The organism is Paraburkholderia sp. BL6665CI2N2 (assembly GCF_004366535.1).
GTDB lineage: Bacteria > Pseudomonadota > Gammaproteobacteria > Burkholderiales > Burkholderiaceae > Paraburkholderia.
Genome location: NZ_SORC01000003.1, coordinates 203907 through 226842, shown reverse-complemented (window position 1 = coordinate 226842; position 22936 = coordinate 203907). Strand labels below are relative to the sequence as shown.

General features: G+C 56.7%; 19 protein-coding genes and 3 pseudogenes. 15 read left to right on the top strand and 7 right to left on the bottom strand.

Annotated elements, in window-relative coordinates; genetic code table 11:
- Nucleotides 1-47 precede the first annotated feature (47 nt).
- The 5 genes from ehuB (B0G81_RS42470) to B0G81_RS42450 form a co-directional block, all read right to left on the bottom strand.
- A complete protein-coding gene (gene ehuB, locus B0G81_RS42470; protein ID WP_106285455.1) occupies nucleotides 48-902 on the bottom strand; it encodes an ectoine/hydroxyectoine ABC transporter substrate-binding protein EhuB in 855 nt (284 codons plus the stop codon).
- Between the two features lie 332 nt (nucleotides 903-1234).
- Complete coding sequence (locus B0G81_RS42465; RefSeq protein ID WP_243856931.1) at nucleotides 1235-1936, bottom strand: GntR family transcriptional regulator; 702 nt, start codon at nucleotides 1934-1936, stop codon at nucleotides 1235-1237.
- A gap of 188 nt (nucleotides 1937-2124) precedes the next feature.
- The gene (locus B0G81_RS42460) at nucleotides 2125-3261 is read right to left on the bottom strand and encodes a pyridoxal-phosphate dependent enzyme (RefSeq protein WP_106285516.1); all 1137 of its coding nucleotides are present in this window, start codon (nucleotides 3259-3261) and stop codon (nucleotides 2125-2127) included.
- Between the two features lie 36 nt (nucleotides 3262-3297).
- Entirely contained in the window at nucleotides 3298-4326 is a 1029-nt protein-coding gene (locus B0G81_RS42455) for a succinylglutamate desuccinylase/aspartoacylase family protein (protein ID WP_106285453.1), read from the bottom strand.
- Nucleotides 4327-4346: 20 nt separating this feature from the next.
- On the bottom strand, nucleotides 4347-5543 hold the full coding sequence (locus B0G81_RS42450; RefSeq protein WP_134143979.1) for a M24 family metallopeptidase: 1197 nt from the start codon (nucleotides 5541-5543) through the stop codon (nucleotides 4347-4349).
- Between the two features lie 218 nt (nucleotides 5544-5761).
- Here B0G81_RS42450 and B0G81_RS42445 point away from each other — a divergent pair, with 218 nt between their 5' ends.
- From B0G81_RS42445 to B0G81_RS42405, 9 genes are all read left to right on the top strand, one after another.
- Complete coding sequence (locus B0G81_RS42445) at nucleotides 5762-6247, top strand: transporter substrate-binding domain-containing protein (RefSeq protein WP_106285451.1); 486 nt, start codon at nucleotides 5762-5764, stop codon at nucleotides 6245-6247.
- Nucleotides 6248-6652, top strand: a complete 405-nt coding sequence (locus B0G81_RS42440) for a hypothetical protein (protein ID WP_106285450.1) — start codon at nucleotides 6248-6250, stop codon at nucleotides 6650-6652.
- Between the two features lie 28 nt (nucleotides 6653-6680).
- Nucleotides 6681-7331, top strand: a complete 651-nt coding sequence (locus B0G81_RS42435; protein WP_106285449.1) for an amino acid ABC transporter permease — start codon at nucleotides 6681-6683, stop codon at nucleotides 7329-7331.
- Nucleotides 7328-7993, top strand: a complete 666-nt coding sequence (locus B0G81_RS42430) for an amino acid ABC transporter permease (RefSeq protein WP_106285448.1) — start codon at nucleotides 7328-7330, stop codon at nucleotides 7991-7993. The genes B0G81_RS42435 and B0G81_RS42430 overlap by 4 nt, the downstream gene beginning before the upstream one ends.
- Before the next feature lie 48 nt (nucleotides 7994-8041).
- Nucleotides 8042-8833, top strand: coding sequence for an amino acid ABC transporter ATP-binding protein (locus B0G81_RS42425; protein WP_106285447.1), 792 nt, complete (start codon nucleotides 8042-8044; stop codon nucleotides 8831-8833).
- Between the two features lie 217 nt (nucleotides 8834-9050).
- Nucleotides 9051-10196, top strand: coding sequence for a porin (locus B0G81_RS42420; RefSeq protein WP_106285446.1), 1146 nt, complete (start codon nucleotides 9051-9053; stop codon nucleotides 10194-10196).
- A 440-nt stretch (nucleotides 10197-10636) separates the two neighbouring features.
- On the top strand, nucleotides 10637-11449 hold the full coding sequence (locus tag B0G81_RS42415) for an Asp/Glu/hydantoin racemase (RefSeq protein ID WP_106285445.1): 813 nt from the start codon (nucleotides 10637-10639) through the stop codon (nucleotides 11447-11449).
- Between the two features lie 120 nt (nucleotides 11450-11569).
- Nucleotides 11570-12457, top strand: coding sequence for an ectoine/hydroxyectoine ABC transporter substrate-binding protein EhuB (gene ehuB / locus B0G81_RS42410; protein ID WP_106285444.1), 888 nt, complete (start codon nucleotides 11570-11572; stop codon nucleotides 12455-12457).
- Between the two features lie 345 nt (nucleotides 12458-12802).
- Nucleotides 12803-13984: an aminotransferase class I/II-fold pyridoxal phosphate-dependent enzyme gene (locus B0G81_RS42405; RefSeq protein ID WP_208328657.1), complete on the top strand. Its 1182-nt coding sequence runs from the start codon at nucleotides 12803-12805 to the stop codon at nucleotides 13982-13984.
- Nucleotides 13985-14342: 358 nt separating this feature from the next.
- Here the strand turns inward: B0G81_RS42405 and B0G81_RS42400 are convergent, their stop codons facing one another.
- Nucleotides 14343-15659 (bottom strand): IS701 family transposase, encoded by a 1317-nt coding sequence (locus tag B0G81_RS42400; RefSeq protein WP_106285442.1) that lies wholly within the window; start codon nucleotides 15657-15659, stop codon nucleotides 14343-14345.
- Nucleotides 15660-15828: 169 nt separating this feature from the next.
- Here B0G81_RS42400 and B0G81_RS42395 point away from each other — a divergent pair.
- The 4 genes and pseudogenes from B0G81_RS42395 to B0G81_RS42380 all read left to right on the top strand — a co-directional run bounded on the left by B0G81_RS42395 (nucleotide 15829) and on the right by B0G81_RS42380 (nucleotide 20524).
- Nucleotides 15829-16517, top strand: a pseudogene (locus B0G81_RS42395) (IS5 family transposase).
- A 79-nt stretch (nucleotides 16518-16596) separates the two neighbouring features.
- Nucleotides 16597-17920: pseudogene (locus B0G81_RS42390) on the top strand (IS701 family transposase).
- A gap of 283 nt (nucleotides 17921-18203) precedes the next feature.
- The gene (locus tag B0G81_RS42385; RefSeq protein ID WP_106314846.1) at nucleotides 18204-19622 is read left to right on the top strand and encodes an MmgE/PrpD family protein; all 1419 of its coding nucleotides are present in this window, start codon (nucleotides 18204-18206) and stop codon (nucleotides 19620-19622) included.
- A gap of 125 nt (nucleotides 19623-19747) precedes the next feature.
- On the top strand, nucleotides 19748-20524 hold the full coding sequence (locus B0G81_RS42380; RefSeq protein ID WP_243856930.1) for a hypothetical protein: 777 nt from the start codon (nucleotides 19748-19750) through the stop codon (nucleotides 20522-20524).
- A gap of 151 nt (nucleotides 20525-20675) precedes the next feature.
- Here the strand turns inward: B0G81_RS42380 and B0G81_RS42375 are convergent, their stop codons facing one another.
- Nucleotides 20676-21482: an IS5 family transposase gene (locus B0G81_RS42375; protein ID WP_116146006.1), complete on the bottom strand. Its 807-nt coding sequence runs from the start codon at nucleotides 21480-21482 to the stop codon at nucleotides 20676-20678.
- A 150-nt stretch (nucleotides 21483-21632) separates the two neighbouring features.
- Here B0G81_RS42375 and B0G81_RS42370 point away from each other — a divergent pair, with 150 nt between their 5' ends.
- On the top strand, nucleotides 21633-22400 hold the full coding sequence (locus B0G81_RS42370) for an ABC transporter substrate-binding protein (protein ID WP_106285440.1): 768 nt from the start codon (nucleotides 21633-21635) through the stop codon (nucleotides 22398-22400).
- Between the two features lie 310 nt (nucleotides 22401-22710).
- A pseudogene (locus tag B0G81_RS42365) lies at nucleotides 22711-22866 on the top strand (transposase); the annotation flags it as partial.
- Nucleotides 22867-22936 lie beyond the last annotated feature (70 nt).

Genomic DNA, 22936 nt, shown 5'->3' with positions numbered 1-22936 from the left:
GTGGGCCAGCCTCCGAACGTTTGGATCAGGTGCTTGTTCGCCCACGCTTACTTGCACAGATCTGCCGCAGTCAGGTTCTCTGGCGGGAGATCCGTCTCCGAGAAGCCATACTGCTTGAGAATTTCCAGCATCTTGCCGCTTTTCCGAAGCTTCTTGAGTTCGGCGTTGTACGCATCACGGAAGTCGGCATCGGCCGGCCTGAAAGCAAGCGCCGGATAACCGTAGAGCGTTCTCCCGTCTGCGCTTACCGGCTGCGCGAATGGCAACGCACGCTCAATGTTGCCGGACGCTTTTGCCCAAACGCTGACGGTCGCTGCGGTTTCGACGACGGCGTCTGCACGGCCGGTCGTCAGCGCGGCAAGTTCGGTATCGTTGTCCGTGAAGGCACTTATTCGCTCTTTCGGGATGCCTGCGTCGATTGCATGCTGATACTCAACGTTTCCTCTGCCCGTTGACAGCGTTACGGACTTGTCCTTTGCAATGTCAGCGTAACTATGCAGGTATTTTGGATTCCCTTTGTGAACCAGCAAAGCGTCGCTCATCTGAATGTCGGGGTTTCCGAAAGCAACCAGCTTGCATCGCTCCGGCTTGATATACAGGCCGGCAGCAATGACGTCAAACCGCTTGGACAACAGGCCCGGTATGAGCGCCCCGAAGTCAGTCACGACCGCGTCGATCTTCGTGATTCCAAGCGGAGCAAATGCCGCCTTGAGGATATCGACGGTCTGTCCTTTCACGTCTCGATTTGCGTCAACGTATCCCCAAGGAGCCTGATTGAAGATGCCGACCCGTATCGTTCCTGTCTCCTTGGCCTTACTCAGAACTCCCTGAGCATGCACTGCTTGTGCGCCAAAAAGCGCCGCAACAACCGCGACCGTATTAAAAACCTTTCTCAGTCTCATGCCAGCGTCTCCTCAGTGTAGTCCTTGTGATAGTATATCAAGCATAGCTGGTATAACAGGTGTCGTCAAACGCAACGGGTTGTCGTTCGGCGGTCCTGCCAAGCCGTACGTAGCGCCTCTTTTTTGAACGTCCCAAACAGTGGGGATAGTGCTGTGGGCGTCGCATCCGGTTGCGAAGGAGGTCCTGAGTTCAAGCATCAGGTGTTCGCTGGTCTCTCGATAAGGCCCGTAACAGGCGCATTGAGAGGTGGATTAGACGCGACGCTAAGGGCTGAGTTTGCACCGCTTACAGCTCGGTCGGATTCACGGCGTGCGACCGTCGGTACGCCGTTTCAAGTGAATTCAATCCTGCACGCAAGCCGGTCAAACGGCGCCTGCAACACGCCATAGACCGTGACGTTGGGATCGCTCGTGACCATCTTGTAGAGCCGACGTAGTGTGGGGTAGCCATTAGGCACCGCGAATAATTCCTCGACGGCACCCGACGCCGGAGCGGCGTCGATGACGACGTGTGTCTTGACTACGTGGATCGAGTGCCGCTCCAATACGTCTACGACGAAGTGGCCAGCAAATTCTTCGATGATCTGGTCACTCAAATCGGTGGAAAGATAGGTAGTGTCGTAGACTAGCGGAGCGTCGTCCGCCCATATCGTCTTTCGAACGCACAGCATGACACGGTCGGACGGTTCCAACGAAGCCATGGTCGGGTCAAGTATCTTCTCTCGCGTCACTGATATTGGACGAATGCTTGTGTCGTCGAGAAAGGGCTGCTTTACATCAAGCTGCCGCATTAACCTACGCTGCTTCTTGACGTAAGTTCCTTTGCCTGGTATTGACACGATTGCGCCGGCGGCCTGGAGATCGCGCAACGCACGTTTGACCGTAATGGTGCTAACGCCGAACTCTTCACTGAACATTGCCGTCGAGGGGATTGGCACATCCGGGTCATACGTTCCCGCCGTGATGCGGCTGCGAATCTCCTCCCGAACCGTTTCGTGAAGAGACAGCGAGGACTGCAGTTGGGATTTGTTCACTTTTTCTCCGTTCTTGCCTTCGATCGCCGCGGCTAGAGCAGCCGCAGCGTATCCGGTATCCCTAGTATACATGCTTGATACGGAGTCGGCGCGTGCGCTCAGCTTGCGACGCGGCGGCGCGTGCATGTTCTGCAAGGCAGGTGTGGGCGAATGATCAGCATCGACTAGTCCTTGCTTTCTCGCTGGACCTAAACCGTGATGGGTCTCAGCGCAGTTGTAAAGCTGGCAGGTTCCTTATAGCCATGCGATGTAGAAACGAGAACAACACGCGAGCTCGCGCCAATGTTGCCGTTCTCAACGAGTTGACGCAGTCCAGATAGCGGTGCGACGCTCGACAGTTCAAGGTAAAGCCCTTCGCGCGCCAAGGCCCGCTGATCCTCCAGCGCGTCCTCGTCCCTGACTGAGATCGCGGACGAGCCGCTCTCGTCGAGCGCCCGTAGCGTTTGATGGGTAACCGTGTTGCCACCAATGGAGCCCATTGCTGTATCACCCGAATAATTGCTTATCACCATGCCGCGTCCATGGTGCGCATGCGCTACACGAGGGTATGGTTCAACCGCATGGACTTTGGGAGTTGCCGCAAGCAGTCCTGCAGTCTGCAGGTCGCGGTAGCCTTTGGTGATGCCCCACAGCAAGTCGCCACGAGATGTTGGCACGACAATGTCGGTGGGCGGCGCGTCGGATAGCTGCAGATAAAGTTCCAAAGCTATAGTCCTGTACCCGTCCACTCCGAACGGATTGCTGCCGACCGGTGGAGTCATGTAGTTCGTGGCCGGATACCAGTCTCCATTCCGGGCATGCCGTTTGATAAGCGTCCATCGGTCATCCGCGCTTTTCGTCGCGACGATTTCGGCGCCGTACATCTCGATTGCGCGGCGCCAATTCAAGCTGATGTCCGGTGTGGTTACCACAACGCACCGGAGGCCGGCCCGGCACGCGTAGGCGGCAACTGACGCCGCGGCGTTGCCGCTTGAAGCAACTGCGATGGTCTTGGCACCTATGTCGAGTGCGCGTTGCACGATCAACGCGGCCATCCGGTCCTTCTGGGAGCCCGTTGGATTGGTGAATTCGTTTTTCGAGTGCAGGGCGCGTATGTCCAGCTCCGCGGCGACTCGCGGCAACGACGACAAAGGGGTCACGCCCTCGCCAAGGCCGGACGTGCCGGAATAGCATAGCCAGTCCCCGAGAGTCTCGAACCTGACTTCACGCGGAAGCGTCGTGTACCGAGGTGCCACGCTCGCGGGATTGCCGCTCGCGAGGCAGGAGGGACAGCCCTCAAAGTAATCGGCCACTGGATGCAAAGCATCGCAACGTATGCATTGCATGCCTCCGATGTTCGCGTTGAGAATGCTCTCCACCGCTCACCGCCGGATATCTGGTGAGGGTTCGACGTCTTCCAGGAGGCCATAAAGGCAGTCTCCGCGAACCGTCAGAGCTAGGTGGCGCTTAAAGGCAACCATTCCGCGACGGACGAACACAATCTCTGTCGGCGGGCTATGCGGCGCTTCAATAGAGTGCAGCAAGCCTGCGAGCTGTCCTTCATCTACCTCGTCGCCAATGTCGACCATGGGCTCGAAGATCCCGTCGCTGTCCGCATAGAGAAACAGGTCCATGTTGTCCCCGTTCATCAACCTTACCGGTCCGGGGGCTGGCACCTCGCAAGAAGGCAACATGCCGAGGTGCTTCAAAAGACGCAAGACACCCTGTTCTGCAAGATCCGACCCAGCCCTTCTTAGCGTCGCGGCCCCTCCTAATTCCGCCGTGATCACGGGCACCCCTAGTTGCGCAGCAGCAGCTGGGAGGGTCGTATTGCCGCCGCCACCGGTGCCGTCAGTGAACTCGGCGAAGGGCACTCCAAAAACGTCGAGCAGATCATGCAGTTTCCTGTTTTCGGATAACGTCTTACCGCCTCGAACCAGGGCGCAGGGAACGTAGTCGAGCGAGCGCCCGCCCGAGTGCAAATCGACGACCAGGTCGGCCATCGGAAGTAAGACTTCGGTGACGTAGTGAGCGATCATCTCAGTCGCCGTCCCGTGCGCGTGCCCCGGATAAACGCGGTTTAGATTGCCTTCGTCGATCGGAGATACCCTTCGGCCGGCCCGTACGGCGGGGAAATTGAGGGAAGGCAGCATGATCACTCTGCCTCTCAGGTCATGCAGTTGCAGCTGTCGGGACAGTCGCATCAACGCAACCTGGCCTTCGTATTCGTCACCGTGGGTACCTGCTATGAGCACCGCGGTGGGGCCGTCCCCATTCTTAAGGACAATAATCGGGATTGGAATCCATCCGTAAGCGGACGTATCCGTCGATATAGGAAGGCGCAGGCAGTCGACCTGCTTTCCATCCTTGCTGTAGTCAACAGGAGACCAAATGCGTGTAGTACCAGACATATGCGACCTTCGGAAGGAGATCAACGGATCACCGGAAGATTTTCCGGCGACTGGGCGCAAATGAATTCGACACCGGATTCAGTCACGAAGACGACTTCCTCGAACTGGAAAACTGCGCCATCGCGCTCGAGCTTGGGTTCAATATGGAGAACCATGCCTGGTTGAATTAGAGTCGTATCCGCTCTGGATAACGAAGGTGGTTCGGTCACGTCCAGTCCGCCTCCGTGGCCGATACGGGAAACGGCGCTATAGACCGTTCCGAGATCTGCCTCGCTCCACATATTCTCGAACCGTTTATAAACGTCCGAGCACCTCATGCCGGGGCGGATTGAGTTAATAAGGTCGAGCGTGAGAGAACGCACCGCCGCATAGGTATTACGCTCCCAATCGGCCGGCTCACCGGCGCGCGCGATACGGTTGCGGTCGGCCGGGTATCCGCCATAGGTGGCGCGGAAATCGGTCCAAACGTAATGGCCTTCCTGAAGCTTGCGCTGTTTGGCCGTGCGCGTGTAGTCGAAGTCACCACGTGAAAAAAGCATCGCGATAGGGTCAGCGCTTTCTGCGCCATTCAGATAGATCTGCGCCTGCATCAGGTAATACAGCTCATACTCGGGCATACCGATGTACGCCTGCTGGATGATGTGGTCCCAAGCGGTATTAACGATCTCGTAAGCAACCCGATTCAGCTCCGCTTCGGACCTCGACTTGATGAGCCTGACCTTCCAGATCGCTCCTGTGGCGCTTGTAACAGTCCCGCTGGAATCCAGCGCGCTAAGCGCCTCAAGCAAACCGAGTGAACCCCGGCCAAACATGTCCTGTCCGTAGTCGACGGCGATGCGGACGTGCTTGCCATCGGTCGCTGCCTTTATCCAGTCCGAGACCGAGGCCACCGCCTCATCAAGGTAGCCGTTGTAATAGACGGCGCTAAAAACGCGCGGTCTCATCTCGACCGTCCTGGCTTCTCCGAGGCTGCCAAAGATGGCGATGTTCTGCATCGAGACCACAGCAAAGATGGGACGAGCCTTATGGTCCCAGGACAGCTCCTGGTAGTCCGTGAAGTAGTCCACGTTCTTTTTGTCCGTCAGAACGATGATGTCGAGATTTGCCTCGCTCATTTCACGTCGGATGTTGGCAAGTCGCTGACGAAGCTCGTCCATGGGCACTGCAGGGGCAGGGGTACGAAACACGCTGGGAATGTTTAGTTGCGGCGCGGTCATTCTTTGTCTCCGAAAAAAAGGCGGGCGGAAGCCCAGCTATCACATACGGCTCAGATCAAGTCTTCGTCCTGCCAGCCGGTAGCTGCGTCAAGGATGCACAACATATTGCTGCACATCGAGCTCTTCGGGAAAACACTGCCAGCGCGCGACTTTTGTTTGCTTGACGTACCTAGCATACCAAGTATACTTCATCCGTCAACTAGGAAGAAGAGGCAAGCATGAATCTAGGGGGGACTGGCAGAGGGACGGCGGTACGTCTGGCCGTTGCAATGGCGTTGACGTGCGACGGCGTCTCACGCGCAAACGCCCAGTCGATCGAACGAAAAGTGCTGCGGGACGGCAAAATTACGATTGGTATTCACAACCAGGCGCTGTGGGGCTATAAAAATACAGACGGCAGCGTTGCAGGTCTCGGCCCGGATATCATCCGCGCTGTGCTCGGCCCAATGGGGGTAAAGCAGATTGATTTCGTGGTCGTGGACTTCGACGCTCTTATCCCCAGCTTGCTGTCCGGGCGAATCGACGCCGTCGCCTCGGGTCTCGCAATCACGCCGCAGCGCTGTCAACAGGTCGTTTTTTCAAACCCAGACCTGGCGATTGGCGACGCGGTGTTGGTCAGAAAGGGCACTCTCCTAAATGTTCATAAATTCGCCGACGTCGCAAAGAATCCGGCGGTCTGCATGGCCGGCGGACGCGGGAGTTGAGTGACCGAGCAAGCCGTTTCAGCGGGCATTCCAAAAGATCGGATTGTCTTGCTCAAAGACCTGGAATCGTCGGTCGGTGCGTTGCTCGCTGGTCGAATCGATGCCGATGCCGAATTAAGTGCGACAGTGATCAACGTCCTCAGGGATCCCAAGGTGAGCGATAAGCTAGAGCGAGCTACGCCGTTCACAGGGCTGGTCGCAAATGGCCGTCCAGTGGCGAACTATGCCGCGATCGCATTTCGACCAGAAGACGTTCAACTCCGCGATGTCTACAACAGCGGACCTACGAAGCGAAGGGTCGATGGGACCGTCAAGCATGTATTTGCAAAATATGGTTTCAGTGAAGCTGAGGTCGCGCCGGAGGACGTGACGGCGAAACAGATCTGCGGCGCTAGCTATCGGTGAAACCGCACTTTTTTGACGGGAGGCCAGAATGACATTTCCAGAAGTTATGCTCGCGATTTACAAGGGCTTCGGCGTTACTGCGACGGTAACGATTTTCGCGCTCCTGTACGCCATTCCCTTTGCGCTTGTGGGTGGAGTCTTGCAGCATTTTTCCACGGGATTTCTTCGAAAGACTGTAACTGCGGTAATTGAATTATGGAGAAGCTCACCGGTGATCGTGCTTCTCTATGCGTTCTATTACTCATTGCCGGCTTTTGGCATCTTTTTATCGGGTATCACAGTGGGCGCACTTGTTCTAGGAATGAACTCTGGCGCCTACAGCAGCCAGGCTGTCAGAGCTGCGTTGCAGTCCCTGAGCCGGGGACAATGCGAAGCCGGTCTGGCTCTCGGATTGAACCGCTTCGATGTCCTGCGATTAGTCGAACTGCCTCAGGCTATCCGCGCAATGATTCCAACGTTCATCAACGACCTCATCCAATTGATGAAGGGCACTGCACTCGTATCCCTGATTACGCTGAGCGACATGACATTTCGCGCTAAGGAGATATCACAGTTGAGTTACAACCCACTGCTTATTTATTCGAGCCTGCTTTTAGCCTATCTGATCATTTGTTATCCGGTGACAATTTTCGGTCGCTACCTCGAAAGATTTTTTGGGACCGCACGGAGTCGGACATGACTTTCGATTTTGCCTTCGCTTTGCGGATCGTCCCGCTAGTATTAATGGGTATCGGCAATACGGTTTTGGTCGCCATTTTAAGCTTCATCGGCGCTCTTTTCCTCGGTTTTTTCTGGGAGATGCTGAGGCGATCGCATAAAGTGGTTCGGCCGGCAGCGCAATTTATCATTGATGCAATCCGATCAACGCCTGCGTTAGTTCAGCTCTATTTCCTTTTCTTCGTGCTCCCCTCGTATGGCATCGTGTTGCCAGCGATGTTTGTTGGCATCTTCGGGGTGAGTTTCTACTACTCAGGATATATGGCCGAGGTTTTCAAAGCGGGTATCGATGCGGTGCCAATCGGACAAAGCGAGGGAGCCAAGAGTCTCGGGCTTGCCTGGTTGGACGCGTTGTACTTCGTGATTGCGCCGCAGATGATCCGCAACGTCGCGGCACCGTTGGGGGCGTATGCCATTGCAATTCTCAAATCGACGCCTTACCTGGCTGTCATCGCCGTTCCAGAAATGCTCGGCAGTGCTATGGACGTCGCCTCGGACACATACCGATATGCCGAACCCATGCTTGTTGCTGGAATTCTCTTTTTGTTGCTTGCATTCATCGCAGTCTGGCTCGTTGCGAAGGTGGAGCGATATTTCGGGATTACCGTTCGGAACCACGGATAAAACCGGTCGCAGGCATATTGCCGGACCAGAGTCGTAATGGAGAGAGACATGGCATCTGAAGTGATGCAGCCGAAAACGCATTCTTTCGCACCAGAAAGAAGCGAAGGCGTAGCCGTACGTATGCAAGGCGTATCGAAGTGGTACGGAAGATTCCAGGTACTACGAGACGTCAATCTGGATGTGAGCTTCGGAGAAAAAATCGTCATTTGCGGCCCCTCAGGATCAGGCAAATCGACGCTGATACGCTGCATTAATCAGTTGGAGACGCACCAGCAAGGCCACATTTTCGTCGATTGCAACGAAATGCACGTGAAGATGCGGGGCCTGCCTAGCCTTCGACGCGAAGTCGGAATGGTATTTCAGCAGTTCAATCTGTTCCCGCATCTGACAGTTATCGATAATTGCACGCTGGCTTTGATGCGCACACGCAAGATGAAACGGTCGGAAGCGGAGGACGTCGCCATGATGAATCTCACGCGCGTTCGAATCGCCGACCAGGCGAAAAAGCATCCCAGCCAGCTGTCGGGAGGTCAGCAGCAGCGTGTGGCCATTGCCCGAGCACTGTGCATGAAACCCAGAATCATGCTTTTCGATGAGCCCACTTCGGCACTCGACCCCGAGATGATCAAGGAGGTTCTTGACGTCATGATCAACCTGGCCAACGATGGCATGACGATGATCTGCGTGACCCACGAAATGGGTTTCGCCCGGCAGGTCGCAGACCGGGTCGTCTTCATGGACAGTGGCCAGATTCTCGAATGCGCGGCGCCCGAGGCGTTCTTCGGCGCGCCCGAACATGCCAGAGCGCAGAAGTTTCTCAGCCAGTTGTCGCATGCATAAAGGAGCGTTCCAGTTTGTCCATGTTGTGTTGGTTCGAGAGCATGTGACATTTGGTCTGGAGTTGCATTAATCCTTGAGCACTGAAGAGCCTGCTATGGGCGCACTCGTGATGCGCCCAGGTAGGGAGGCTCGCTCCATGCGTCCTCGGCCGAACAATGTTTGCAGCGTTGTATGAGCTTAGAACTACTAAGAGGCGAAGTACTACTTTGGGGTCTAAATGAAAAAGAAACTTCTTGCGGCATCGATTTCGGCCGGTCTGGCGATATCAGCACATGCACAAAGCTCAGTCACCCTGTACGGGCTCGTCGACGAAGGGTTTGACTTCACCAACAACTCGTCCGGCAGCAAAGCGTATGAGTTGCAAAGTGGCTATGTCCAAGGTAGTCGCTGGGGCCTGAAAGGCGTCGAGGATCTGGGAGGACAACTGAAGGCGGTGTTTCAGATAGAGAACGGGTTCGACGTGAACACCGGCCGTCTGGGCCAGGGCGGCCTGATGTTTGGGCGACAAGCGTTCGTGGGGCTCTCCAGTCCAACGCTGGGTAAGCTGACGCTTGGGCGTCAATACGATTCTGTAGTCGACTATTTCGCCAACACCACAGCGAATGGTTCATGGGCGGGCTATCTTTTCTCCCACCCTTACGACAATGACAACGCCGATGGCACGTTCCGAGTGAACAACACGGTCAAGTACACTAGCCTGGTCTACGGCGGCTTCCAGTTCGGCGGAACATACAGCTTCTCGAATGACGTTAACTTCGCGAACAACCGTCAGTACAGTATCGGAGCCCAATATTCCACTGACAGCCTTCTGATCGCGGCTTCGTATTCCCAGGCGAACAATCCCTCAGCAACGGCATACGGCGCCGTCAATAACGGCGGAGACGAGAACTTCGTCGCAGACCGGGTTCGCATCTTCGGTGTCGGTATCAACTACACGATCGGCAGTGCAACGCTGGGGGTTGCTTACTCAAACACGGATGTCAAGAATCCGGTGTCGTCGGGTTACGTTGGCCCTATCGCCCCGACCGGCGGGAGCGCATCGAGCCTGCGGTTCCAAAACATTGAGCTGAACGCCAAGTATCAGTTCACGCCCGCATTCTATCTTGGAGCGTTGTACACCTATACCCGCGCGACACTGCACACGGCCGCCGGTGAGAGTAATCCCAACTACCAGACAATCGGTCTCATGGCTGATTACTTTCTTTCGAAGCGGACTGACGTCTACCTCCAGGGTGCCTACCAGCACGTCGGTGGTGATACGACCGGTTCTGTCTTAGACGTTGCATACGTACCGGGCGCGAATGGTGTCTCGTCGACTCAGAATCAGCTAGTGGTCCGCGCCGCAATACGCCATAAGTTCTAAAAGTCTTCGTGGCTCGATGTGGCGCATGCTCGACTGTTAGCCGCCGCGGCTGTTCTCGAACGCCTGCGGTGGCTAGTCGAAAATGAAGCTTTGTGCGGACATGCGCTAGCGGCCGAGTGCCGGGAAGCGCGTGAGCGACGGGAGGCGACTGCCCATGATGTGCTCGCTTTCTGAGGTTGACATTCTAGGTATGCCAGGTACACTTTACAGTGTATGCTCGGAGCACTCTGATAGTGCGAAGGAGTCGCAAGCCCGGCCAACGCACCGTGTTCGAGAAGGCACGAATCGGTGCGAGGCATCGTCGGGGCTGCTTGCACGATGCGCTACGGTACGACGGCGCGCTATGGATCCTTCGAAAACTCTTTCCACGCGGACGACGACGCGGAGCAAAGATCACTTGCGTCTTTCAGTTACATGGTTCTCTATTGTGAGCAGACGTCATGCTTGAAACACACGAAAAATCCGGCGGCATGTCTTGGACCGCTATTCCCTACCGGACGGACGCAGGATTCGGCGCACGGGCGCAGATTGGCATGGTTGTGATCGACTGCGATCAAACGCTGTCCCACGAAGCACGTGCCATGTTGGCAATCCCCGGTGTGGCGCTTTTTGAAAGCCGGATCTCGTCGTCGCCGGACGAGGAGAGTCAGCCGATATCGGAAGACCTTCTGGCGGACACGTTCGACGGCATCGAGGTGGCACTTCGCCAAATCAACTCTCGGCTCGCTTCAGATGTCGTGGCGCTTGGTTGTACGTCGGCAGCGGTGGTAATCGGTCCCGAGAACCTGAAGCGTTGCGTACGCGCTATTCACCCGAAGGCGGAGGTGACGGATCCTTTCACCGGGATCCTTTCAGGTCTGCGTGCTCTTGGCTCTGCTCGGGTTGGCTTTATATCGCCATACCCGAAAGAAGTCGCCAATATTGCGATTGAAAAAATTGAAGAGGCGGGATTTCAGGTGAGTGCCGTGGGCGAATTTGACAATGGCCATGGCACCGTCAGAGATGATGCACCGTTTATCTCGCCGGATAGCATTGCAGATGCGGTGCGGCAGATTGTCAGAAGTTCGGACGTGGACACTATCGTTATCTCGTGCACGCAGATGCGGGCAGCCACCATCATCGAGGATCTGGAAACGGAGACCGGCAAGGCGATTGTCACATCCAATCAGGCGCTATGTTGGCATGCGCTGCGTCTTTCGGGGTGTGAGGACCTTGTACCCGGCTGGGGACGCTTGTTCCGGACCGCCATTTGATGAAGGGCGACCGGGGTCGGGACGCCGCGGCCGGCAGTCCATGTCTGTCAGTAATTCGCGGACTTCAATAGATCATCCGAAGGTATTCCATTGTTTGGAATCGACAGGAGTTGGATAAGCATGAAGACGATAGACTTGAAGCGGCGCATGGTAATGCTCGGACTGGCATTCGCAGTTGCGACAACGACGATGGTGCCCGCTGCTAACGCGCAGACGCTGAAAAAAAAGGTATCTGAAGAGGGCGAGCTCACGATCGGGATTGCAAACACGTGGCCTTGGGGAGTGGACAGTAAGTCAGGTGAAGTTTCGGGCATCTATCCTGACGTGATTGAAGCAGTGGTCAGTACGATGGGGGTTAAGAAAGTTGATTTCGTCGTCATGGATTGGGGCGCTCTCATCCCCAGTCTTCTGGCAAGAAGGATCGACGTTGTCGCCGCAGGCCTATACATTACGCCGGCGCGGTGTGAGCAAGTTATCTTTTCCCATCCGGTCGACTCCAGTGGCGTCACTGCTATGGTGAAGAAGGACAGTCCCTTGGATATCCATGGGTTTGATGGAATCGCAAAGAATCCTCAGATTCGAGTAGGCGATATTCGTGGCGACTCCACAACGGCCGATGCAGTCGCGGCGGGTATTTCAAAAGAACGCATTCAGATGTATCAGGACAATACCGCTGGTATCGCCGCTCTGCAGGGAGGCCGGATTGATGCCTTGTTGCTGTCCAGCGGAACCGTGGCCGGGCTCCTCAGAGACCCCAACCTCGGTGGACTGGAGCGTGCTGTGCCATTCAAAGGACTCGTCGTGAATGGGCGAGAGAAGAAGGACTCTGGCGGGATTGCCTTTCGGCCTGAAGACACTGAGTTTCGCGACCTGTTCAACAAAAGCCTGGCACAGAACGAGTCCAACGGTACCATCAAAAAGATCATGCTGAGCTATGGCCTCACGGCGGAAGACGTGGCTCCGAAGGGCCTTACGGTGAAGGATTTCTGCGGGCAGTTCTACCGATAGTGTGGCCGGTTTCCGCCAGCTTTAGCAGTGGTCGATCTGCAAACGTTAGTAAGCAAGTTCGCCGGTTGCAGATCGAGACTAACGGCCGTCGCATCGTGATTGCGATCGCCCGCGAGTGCGGCAACCAGGCGCTGCACGCGGGCAACGCGACTACTCTTGAGAAGCCGGGTCCGCTGCGGGCGACAAATTTCGCGAATTGCGATTTCCTGGAGCGTGGACACGCCGTCAGAAACCGGTGCGCGACCTGCTCGATGTCTTCGCAAGGTGCCTGGTTTTTCGTCTAGTCTCCACAGTCCGCTCGAGGAGCGGTGCACTAATTTTCTCTTGACGCATGTAGGAAGTGAAATGACTGACCAGGTTTTTGAACCGTCGACAATGTGTGTGCATAGGGAACTGGCGCAGATAGAAGGCTTCCGGAGCTTTTCCACGCCAGTGTACCGCGCGTCAACGATTGTTTTCCCGGACGCACAAAGCTACCGTGAACGCGGCCTTCGATTCCCAGATGGATACAGCTACGGTCTCATGGGAACCCCGACAACTCGGGCGCTCGAGGGCCAGCTCACGCAACTCGCGGGCGGCGTTAGGTCCGTCCTGGTACCGTCTGGGCAGGCTGCAATAACCGTAGTGATGCTGACCCTGCTTTCCCAGGGCGACCATGTTCTTATTCCCGATAACATCTATCCGCCCGTCAAGCAGTTCGCGCAGGAGGTACTAGCGCGCTATGGTGTGGCGTTTGATGTTTACGATCCCATGAACTTGCAGTCGCTTTGTGATTTGGTAAAAAGCGGCCAGACCAAACTTATTTGGATGGAGGCACCCGGTTCCACCACGATGGAGGTCTGCGACATGCGGTCCATCGTGCGAGTTGCAAAGGAATGCGGCGCGTTGACAGCTTGCGACAACACATGGGCAACCTCGCTATTCTGCAAGCCTTTATCCTTTGGCGTCGACATCGTCGCTGAAGCGCTAACGAAGTATGTAGGCGGACATTCGGACTTGCTGCTTGGCGCGCTGAGTTTTGCATCGATGGATGTTTACGTGAAAGTGCGCGAGCAACTGGCGAACCTGGGGGTAGGCGTATCGCCAGATGACTGCTCTCTCGCCTTGCGCGGCATCGAAACCATGCCTGTGCGTCTGGCACATGTAGGGTCGATCGCGCTCGACTTTGCCCAACGGCTAAGCAGCCACCGCAGCGTCGCTCGCGTCATTCACCCCGCGTTTCCCGAGTCTCCGGGGCACGAGTTCTGGCGGCGAGACTTCCATGGAAGTACGGGCGTCTTTACGATTGAGCTCCGGTCGCGAGACGCCTCTCTTGTCGACCGCGCACTTGGTTCTCTTGAGCTGTTCGCCATTGGCGCCTCGTGGGGGGGGACTCGTAGCCTCCTGGCGCCAATGTCGCTTGATGGTCTACGCAACTACGGGTCTGACAATCCGGATGCGATCTACTTGCGCATCAGCATCGGACTAGAAAGCCCCGTGGACCTTTGGCGCGACATTGAGCGGATGTTGACATTCTTGTCGTCCTGATTAATCGAAAAAAATCACCCCGTACCCTACGGTAGTGGTTTGGACGAGCTAGGGGAGTTACCGACGCGCACCATCGCATAGCTTAAAGACGCAGATTTTGGTGGGGCCACGCAACGTTGCTACACGGCATGGGCTCCTGTAAACCACAGGGCAGCTTCCGCGCGCGTCGAATCAAGATGTGGGTTTCCCGGGACAAGGCGAAAAGAGCGCGAGCCGAGCGAAGCGGTGGGACAGTTCTCATTCGACATCTTAATACTACTGTGTCATATAAGTAGTTGCGCGGTCTGTTACCGTACAGGAAGAATGCCATCGTTGCATGAGCTTTAGTCCAAGCAGGATGCGCAACGTGGAAATGGAATCAGGAACGTGACGCTGAGCGCGCTGGACTGCCCCGGGGGATGTAATCCGGGGGAAGAGCAGGCAGCGCGCGTTCGGGGAAGTTTTTTTTATCGCGCTCATCCGAGCGCATTCTGAGTCGCTGAGCCATCAGAAACCCATATGCGGCGATACTCAGTGTGGCGTGGTGGTGAAAGCCACGCCAGCCTCGCCCTTCGTAATGACCGAGCCCGAACTCCTGTTTCAGGTCCTGATAGTCGCGCTCGATGCGCCAGCGCATTTTGGTCACGAACACAAGCTGCTCAAGTGTCGCCTCCCCGGGGGCAGTAGTGAGAAAATATTTGAGCGGCTCCGTATCGCCATCAGGCCATTCAACAAGCAACCATTCTTCGTCGCGAACGGTGCTTCGCCAATAGTCGCGATGTGCGGGACGAACCCGTACGGCGGCAAAGCGCGAGGAAAGTGCTGCGTTGCTGCCTTCCCGCCAGGTTACGGATTGCCAGGCGTTCATGGGTAATTGCATGGCTAGTTCCTTCACCACGAGCGGTTTATGGCCGGGCGCACGGCGCAACAATTTCGGTGGCTTGCCGCGCCCGCTCCAGGGCTTGGGCGGAAGCGGCGCCGTACCTGGCGCCCATACAGAGGTGCCCGGCCGGATCCCTACCGCGTACAACAAACCCAATTCAGTTACGCCATCCCGGAATGCGGTTTCGTCGCCATACCCGGCGTCGGCCAGTACGATGCCCGGCGCAACGCCGGATGCTACAGCCTCGCGAAGCTGGGCCAGCGCAATCTGTGGCTTGGTCTGAAAAGCCAGATCGTCGGGAATGCCAGCGCGACAGGCACGTTCCCGGTCCCCAATCCATTCCTTGGGGACATACAGTTGCCAGGCAACCGGCAGGCTGCCGCGTTGCGTCGCGATCGACAGGCTCACTGCAACCTGACATTTGTCTTGCTTTCCGAGCTGCCCACAGTACTGACGTGCCACCCCGACCGAATGACGCCCCTTCTTTGGAAAACCGGTGTCGTCAATAATCCAGTAATAACCGCTTTCTTCAGCAGCGTGTGTGTCTAATGCGGGCATCACCCATTCGCGTACCTGCTGCAGGACCGCACGGTCAGACCAGTCTGCCTTGGCCACAAAGTGGTGGAGTGACTGGTGCTTCGCACTCGCGTGAAGCGGGTCAATGTGCGCGGCCATCGGCTCGACGCTCTTGCGCGACAGCGGCAACACCAGACCTGAACAGTAACCCTTGAGGCCGGCATGACGATCGGCGTGCCCTAACGATTGCCCCAGATGATTCAGATACGCGTCAAATTCGTCGACATCTTCTCTCATCGCGATCGCCCGAAGTCTGTATTATTCAATACTACCAGGTATCGCTTCGCTGCAAATATTTCTTTGTGACACAGTAGTATTAAGAAGCTGTTGCGAAATTAAGTTCTGGGGCTGTTAACTTTTCTGGCTTGGTGTTAACTTTCTGTCTTGTTTTGCCTGACAGGAAGCGATGCCTAAAGAACTCATAGACGACGAACTGTGGTCACTCATCGAACCACTTCTGCCTGCGCGAGCACCTCGCAATCGGCAATATGCGGGGCGCAAGCCAACACCCGACCGCGCGGTACTGACAGGCATCGTGTTCGTACTGCGCTCAGGCATCGCGGGAATCTCCTGCCGCAGGAGATCGGGTGCGGCTCAGGCACTGCCTGTTGGCGACGGCTCGTCGCATGGCAGGAAGCAGGCGTCTGGATCCCACGGACCGGCGCAAGCTCGGCAGCAAACACCACCTCATCGTCGACGCGCAAGGCATCCCGCTCGCGGTCATCCTGAGTGCAGCGAACCGCCACGACATTACCCAACTCAATGCGCTGGTTGAGGCAATTCCGCACATCAGAGGCAAGCGGGGGCACCCCTTGCATAAACCACAAATCGTTCAGGGCGACCGGGGCTACAGTTCCGAACCACATCGGCAACGTTTGAGAGAACGCGGCATCACGCCGGTGCTCGCAAATTGGCTCGCCCCATGGAAGTGGTCTCGGCAAAACGCGCTGGCCAGTCGAGCGTTCGATTGCATGGCTTCACTCGTTTCGACGCCTGAAAATTCGCTACGAACGTTATGCCCATATCCATGAAGCCTTCCTGTCTCTGGCTTGTGCCTTAATTTGCTGGACACGTCTCAAGCCACTGTTTAACTAATTTCGCAACAGCTTCTAATACTACAGCCGTAGATTTTTCATTATACTTATATGAATAAGGACTACTACACGTTAAGGCTATGCATTCGACTGCAAAAGCGTGGGAGCGTGAACTGGAGGTACTGCACCAGCGGCTCGGGGAACTGTTCAGGCGTCCGGAGCCCCGACAGCGGTCGCTCGCATACCTGAAGGGCCTGCTGGGTACAGTCGAGCGCAAGAACGGCTGGCAACTCGCCGAATGGATCGGCGAAGCGACACCCGATGGCGTACAGCACCTGCTGGAGCGGGCGCAATGGGACGCGGATGCCGCTCGCGATGTGCTGCGTAGCTATGTAGTGGAAGAACTGGGCGAGCGTGACGCGGTGCTGATTGTGGACGAGACCGGCTTCCTCAAGAAGGGACAGCATTCGGCCGGTGTTCAACGCCAGTACAGTGGCACGGCAGGTCGTATCGAGAACAGCCAGATCGGCGTGTTCCTCTGCTATGCCGGTCGTGGCGGCAGTGCGTTCATCGACCGCGAACTGTATGTACCCAAGGTGTGGACCGATGACCGGGTGCGCTGCGAGGCAGCGGGCATTCCCGGGTCGGTGGAATTCGCAACGAAGCCACAGCTTGCGCGTCGTATGCTTGAGCGGGCGCTGGACGCAGGGGTGCCGTGCGGCTGGGTCACGGGGGATGAAGTCTACGGCGGTGACCGTCACCTGCGGCTGTGGCTCGAGTCGCGCGGCCAGTCTTTCGTGCTGGCCGTTGCGAAGAACGAACCCCTATGGTGGAAAGGTCCAGAGTACGTACGGGCAGACCGGATCGCCGAGGCCCTGCCGGCAAGGGCATGGCGCCGCCTGTCAGCGGGTGCCGGCGCCAAGGGCGAGCGCCTGTATGACTGGGCGCTGACTCCGCTGTAGCGCTTGCAGATCACCGAAGAGGAGCGTCGCTTCGGGCATTACCTGCTGGTGCGACGCAGCCTGGACGAGGAACGCGAACATGCGTATTACGTCGTATACGCGCCGCGCAGCAAGGCCACACGGCAAACCCTGGTGAACGTGGCGGGCCGCAGGTGGGAAATCGAGACCGGCTTCGAGGCGACCAAAGGCGAATGCGGACTCGATCAGTATGAGGTGCGCCGATGGCAGGGCTGGTATCGCCACATCACGCTGGCTCTGCTGGCCCATGCGGTACTCGTCACCCTGCGGGTGCACGGCAAAAAAAACACCTGAAGGTTTGGTGCCGCTCAGCGTGCAGGAGATCCGCCGGCTGCTCTGTCGCATCCTGTGGCGCGGCGCCCACTCTATCGCGTACGTGTTGTCCTGGTCGGCATGGCGGCGCCGACACCAGTACCGCGCCCAGCAGTGCCACTACCGAAGACGAGGATGTGTGCCTCCAGTTTACCCAGATCTACGGCTGTAGTACTAAGTATTTGCTGCACTCTGCGAATTACTGTAACTAGCCGATGTCGTCCTACCTCGCCGCTTCGATGTCTGGACTGGAAGCCATCTTCGAAACCAAAAAAGCGCGGTCCGGAACCTTCAACGCCCTTCCCGACGACGCGGGGTGGCTGTTTCATCGTCGGCCGCTTCACTAACTGGGCACCAACGCAGTTATTGACAGCAATATTGTCGATGATATAGTTGGCATACTAGGCATATTAAGAAAGCTCTTGCGCAGGCGTTATCAACGGAGAATCAACGAAATGTCCACAGCTTCAACCGCTTCAACGGTTTCGACAGTCGGCCTCCTGGCCCGCTATGTGTGCAACTTGAAGGCAGCCGACATTTCCGGCGCGGACAAGCACCGCGCCGCACTGTGTGTCCTCGACACCCTGGCCGCTGCTGCCGCCGCGCTCCATTCGCCGAGTGTGGTCGCGGCGCGTGAGGCCACCATCGATCTGTTCGGGAAGGGAGAAGTGGCCATCTGGTTTGACGGCAGACGTACAACCGCGGCCGGTGCGATTTTTGCCAACAGTTCTGCTGCGGCTTTCCTCGATATGGACGATGGGCAGATCGAGGCTTGGGGACATCCGGCCGCAGCGGTAATTCCCGTGGTCCTGGCTCTTGCCGCCGAGACCGGAGCGTCCGCAGACGACGTCCTCGCTGCAATCGTTGTCGGCTACGAGGTCGGAACCCGGATAAAGGCCGCACGTGGCAGTCACGGGCAGCCACTTGAGCACGGCCAGACCGGCGTCTGGACCGGCTTCTGTGTGGCCGCTGCGGCGGGCTGGCTACTCAAGCGTTCTCCTGAACAGCTGGCAAACGGCCTGGCGTTGTCGGGCGTTTATAGCCCTAATCTGATCGCTACGGGATACACCCGCCAATTCGGAGGAGATGTACAGGAAGGGCTCCCTTGGAGCACCGTGGCGGGCTATTCCTCGTTGATCTTGGGCAAGTTGGGGCATATCGGCTTTGCCGACATTTTCGATCACTTACCCTTTTACAACTCCCGGCGCATCCTCAGAGGGTTAGGTGAGGAGGAGATGAAGATTAACGGGAACTATTTCAAGCCGTACGCGACATGCCGACATTTCCACGGCGCGCTCAAGGCACTTGAAACGTTGGTCTCCCAACATGACATTAAGCCGGCTGAAATTACCGCAATCAGGGTCAACATATTCGAATATGCGCTGAAGCTGTCCAACAAGACGCGCCCAGAAAATCTCTCCGATATCCAGTACAGCATTCCCTTCTGCATCGCTGTCATGGCTATGTTGGGCGCCGAAGCGCTCATGCCAATCGACGAGTCGTTGATCGGTCGAGAAGATATTTGCGCGCTTGCCGAAAAGGTTGAAATCGTCCCGAACGCCGAATTCAGCGCCCAACATGCCTACGCGTATCAACACCTGCCGCAGCCGGACGAAGGATCACATCCGGACTTTGAGTTCAATAGCGTAGACGTTGTAACCACCAGAGGAACGTACTCGTCGCCCAGGGTAACGCCTCCCTATGGCCCGGACGCGCCGATGTCGGTGGATGAACTGAAGGGCAAGTTCCGGATGGCAACGCGCTATGTACTGGATCACAGGGAGCAAGAAGACTTGCTCCATGCTTTCGCAAGTCTCCTGAACGGCGAAATCGCGCCATTGCTCGAGGTGACGGCCAGACCGGTAGCCAAATAGGCCTTTAACGGCGTGGTCCGAAAGATAAGTGCGGCGGGTGCCATGGAGCTCGCCGCTCAATTTACTTTGAGATAGCTAGATTTCTGGCCATGAGAAAAATGGTTGTCGAATCAGCGACTCAGCGCATGGATCAAGTGAAAATGTCCAGACCCGAGCCCAATAACAGCGAGATGGAAACAGCGAATTCCGATGAGAAGAGGCCGTCTTTGGGGGTCATCATGCTGGATCCCGACGACTTACCCGATAAACGGTCGGACAACGCCTATAACGCCGTCGTGATGCCGTTCATGGTGGACGACCCGACATTGTGGCCAGTGCCGCTGCGCAAGACCGTCGCCGAGGGTGCGGATGCCGTATCCAACAAGGTTCCGACTCCCGAGGCCGCCCGTGGCATCCTTCAAGCGGCTCGGCGGCTCGATGGACACACCGACCTCATTATCGGCAATTGCGGCTATATGTGGGCCTCCCGCAAACACCTTTACGGACAGACGTCGACGCCCCTGCTAACCAGCGCGCTTGAGTTTCTCGATCTTGCCCTGCGCATAACCAATCAGCCGGTCGGAATTATCACTTGGGACGCCACGCCACTCGTGCCTCTACTCGCTGATCAGCCCGGCTTTGAACGTCTTCGCTGCGTGAGTATCTGCGACCTACCGGATTGGGCGAGCTGGGGCTTAGATCCATGGGCCAACCAAGAACCATGCAGATGGAGCAAGGAGCGCATGGCCCAACAGTTAGCTGAGCGTTTGATCAAGGCGTTCGGCAAAGACGGGGTCTTGAATGATGTCGGCGTTTTGCTGCTGGAATGCACATTGGTCCCGGACTTCCGGAAGACCATCCGTGCGGTGACTTCTATTCCAGTGCTCGACCTTCTGCATTTCGCCAAAGCAGCTCTCGAGTAGTCTCACACGGAGGATCTGGCGCAGTCGGCAGCGATCAGGTCCAGCTCGTCTGAGTCAGAGGCAGTTTGATCACAGCCGATATTGCAGTCAGCATCTTTTATTATAAATGGCGGAGACACTGATATGAGAAGTACCCCTGTTCTAGAGGGTGTTAGGCACTTTTGTTAAGGGCTGCAAAGTGGACAAGCATAAGCACGGAGAATACGACGAAGTGCAAACCAGCCAAGGTTTCGGGCAATCGCTCGTAGTCTCTGGCCAGCCGGCGGAAGCGGTTGAGCCAGCCGAAGCTGCGCTCGACCACCCAGCGGCGCGGCAACAGCACGAAGCCCTTTTTCGCCTCCGACAGCTTGATTACCTGAAGCTCGATTCCTTCGTCGAGTGCTGCCTGCGCAGGCTCTTCGCCGGTATATCCCTGATCGGCGAACGCCACCTTGACCGTCTGGCCCGTGGCCTGCTGAACCTGACGCGCCAGTTCTCCGACCTGCGCACGTTCCTGTTCGTTGGCCGGCGTAACATGCACAGCAAGCAATTGCCCCAACGTATCAACCGCCATGTGGACCTTGCTGCCACGTTTGCGTTTGTAGCCGTCGTAACCGGCGCGAGGTCCACTCTCGCAGGTCGACTGCAGGGTCCGCCCATCGAGAATGACCGCGCTGGGTTGACCACGACGCTCCTGGGCGATCCGGATGATCGAACGCAGGTCATTCACCATGGCCTCGAAACAGCCGGCCTGAATCCAGCGTTGCGTCTGCTGGTAGACCAGTTCCCACGGTGGAAAGTCATTGGGCAACAAACGCCACGGTGCACCCGCGCGTACGATCCAGCGAAGCGCGTTGAACATCTCACGCAGTTCGTAGCGGCGCTGCGGTGCGTCCTTGTTCATCAAGGTCAGGTACGGAGCGGCGAAGTACCACTCTTCATCCGATACATCCGTTGGGTAAGGCCTGCGTTTTTTCATCCCACCAGGATACCAGGTCCGACAAAAAGTGCCTAACACCCTCTAGTCCCTGCGCGGCTCACATTGCGCCAAAAGCACTTCCAAAACGCAGCCTGTTTTAAGTGAATCAGCTTAACCAAACCGTAAATATCGATCCATAAAGGAGCCGAGATGAAACATCTGGTGACCTCCGCCGTGCTTTGCTTGCTGGCGTCTTCTGCGTTTGCCACAGATACTCTGCGCTTCGGCATTGAGGCAGACTATCCGCCGTTTGAATATAAGCTACCAAGCGGGGAATTGACAGGCTTCGATATTGATATCGGCAATGCCGTTTGCGCGCGACTGCAGCTAAAATGCATGTGGGTTGAAAATTCGTTCGATGGGCTCATTCCGGCCTTGATGGCGAAGAAGTTCGACGCTATCAATTCGGGTATGTGGGATACCCCACAGCGCGAAAAAGCAATTGATTTTACATCCGTCATTTACGCGACCCCGATGCGTCTGGTGGCGCGCGCGGACAGTCATATCTTACCGAACGCAGAATCGCTCAAAGGCAAGCGCGTCGGGGTTCAGCAAGGCGGAACTCAGCAACTCTATGCAGAAGCGAAGTGGGCACCGAATGGCGCAATCATCGTCACATATCCGAGTCAAAGCGCGGTGTTCTCGGACTTGGCAGGTGGCCGAATTGATGCTGCTTTGCAATCACAGCAAAGCGCGGAGGATGGTTTCCTGAAAACGCCTGAAGGCAAAGGCTTTACCTTTGTTGGTCCAGGTCTGCTCGATGAGAAGATAAGTGGCCGTGGAGTGTCTTTCGGCGTCCGCAAGCAAGATCAGGTACTGAAAGTCCGTCTCAATGAGGCGATTGCCTCGTTGAAAAAGGATGGAACGCTCGATAAGATCGCAAAAAAGTACTTTCAATATCAGGTTGTCACGCCCTGACCGTCGTGCCATGGCTCGCGTGACTTCGCCCGGACTTCTCAAGTCTCCAAAGCACCGTTCTAAGAGCGAGATCTTACGGAAGCACGGGCGTGCCTGCGAGCAAACGTTAGACAGGTGAGGCGTCGGTCATTGATGATGCGTTGAGTTGAAATTTGTTTCGCCGGCTTCGCAGCGGGAGCTATCGCCACAGCCCAGCTGAAGTCGATCTTGCACGAATTCGGTGAAATGAATCAGTTAGAATAACGAAATATCCATCGGCGGATCAAGCTAGCCTGCTAGCGGCGCGGATGATCGGGCGCGTTTTGGCCACGTGAACTCCGGGTTGACTGGCTATTGTCGGGGGTTGATGCTCCCGATCCAGCGCAAGAGTGTCGACCCGCTGGCGGCGCATCCGGAACCTCAGCGCGTGAGCGCCCGGCATCAATCGCTTCATCACTTCGTCTCGAAGTCGGAATGCTCCGACGCGGAGTTATTTTGTTACGTCGCGCGCAGAATGGCAGGTCATTGCGCGATTGCCCCGTGTGCGACAAGGGCCA

Coding starts and splice junctions, on each gene's coding strand:
- ehuB (WP_106285455.1), bottom strand. CDS start 902: ATGAGACTGAGAAAGGTTTTTAATACGGTCGCGGTTGTTGCGGCGCTT.
- B0G81_RS42460 (WP_106285516.1), bottom strand. CDS start 3,261: ATGCAATGCATACGTTGCGATGCTTTGCATCCAGTGGCCGATTACTTT.
- B0G81_RS42455 (WP_106285453.1), bottom strand. CDS start 4,326: ATGTCTGGTACTACACGCATTTGGTCTCCTGTTGACTACAGCAAGGAT.
- B0G81_RS42450 (WP_134143979.1), bottom strand. CDS start 5,543: ATGACCGCGCCGCAACTAAACATTCCCAGCGTGTTTCGTACCCCTGCC.
- B0G81_RS42445 (WP_106285451.1), top strand. CDS start 5,762: ATGAATCTAGGGGGGACTGGCAGAGGGACGGCGGTACGTCTGGCCGTT.
- B0G81_RS42435 (WP_106285449.1), top strand. CDS start 6,681: ATGACATTTCCAGAAGTTATGCTCGCGATTTACAAGGGCTTCGGCGTT.
- B0G81_RS42430 (WP_106285448.1), top strand. CDS start 7,328: ATGACTTTCGATTTTGCCTTCGCTTTGCGGATCGTCCCGCTAGTATTA.
- B0G81_RS42425 (WP_106285447.1), top strand. CDS start 8,042: ATGGCATCTGAAGTGATGCAGCCGAAAACGCATTCTTTCGCACCAGAA.
- B0G81_RS42420 (WP_106285446.1), top strand. CDS start 9,051: ATGAAAAAGAAACTTCTTGCGGCATCGATTTCGGCCGGTCTGGCGATA.
- B0G81_RS42415 (WP_106285445.1), top strand. CDS start 10,637: ATGCTTGAAACACACGAAAAATCCGGCGGCATGTCTTGGACCGCTATT.
- ehuB (WP_106285444.1), top strand. CDS start 11,570: ATGAAGACGATAGACTTGAAGCGGCGCATGGTAATGCTCGGACTGGCA.
- B0G81_RS42405 (WP_208328657.1), top strand. CDS start 12,803: ATGACTGACCAGGTTTTTGAACCGTCGACAATGTGTGTGCATAGGGAA.
- B0G81_RS42400 (WP_106285442.1), bottom strand. CDS start 15,659: ATGAGAGAAGATGTCGACGAATTTGACGCGTATCTGAATCATCTGGGG.
- B0G81_RS42385 (WP_106314846.1), top strand. CDS start 18,204: ATGTCCACAGCTTCAACCGCTTCAACGGTTTCGACAGTCGGCCTCCTG.
- B0G81_RS42380 (WP_243856930.1), top strand. CDS start 19,748: ATGGATCAAGTGAAAATGTCCAGACCCGAGCCCAATAACAGCGAGATG.
- B0G81_RS42375 (WP_116146006.1), bottom strand. CDS start 21,482: ATGAAAAAACGCAGGCCTTACCCAACGGATGTATCGGATGAAGAGTGG.
- B0G81_RS42370 (WP_106285440.1), top strand. CDS start 21,633: ATGAAACATCTGGTGACCTCCGCCGTGCTTTGCTTGCTGGCGTCTTCT.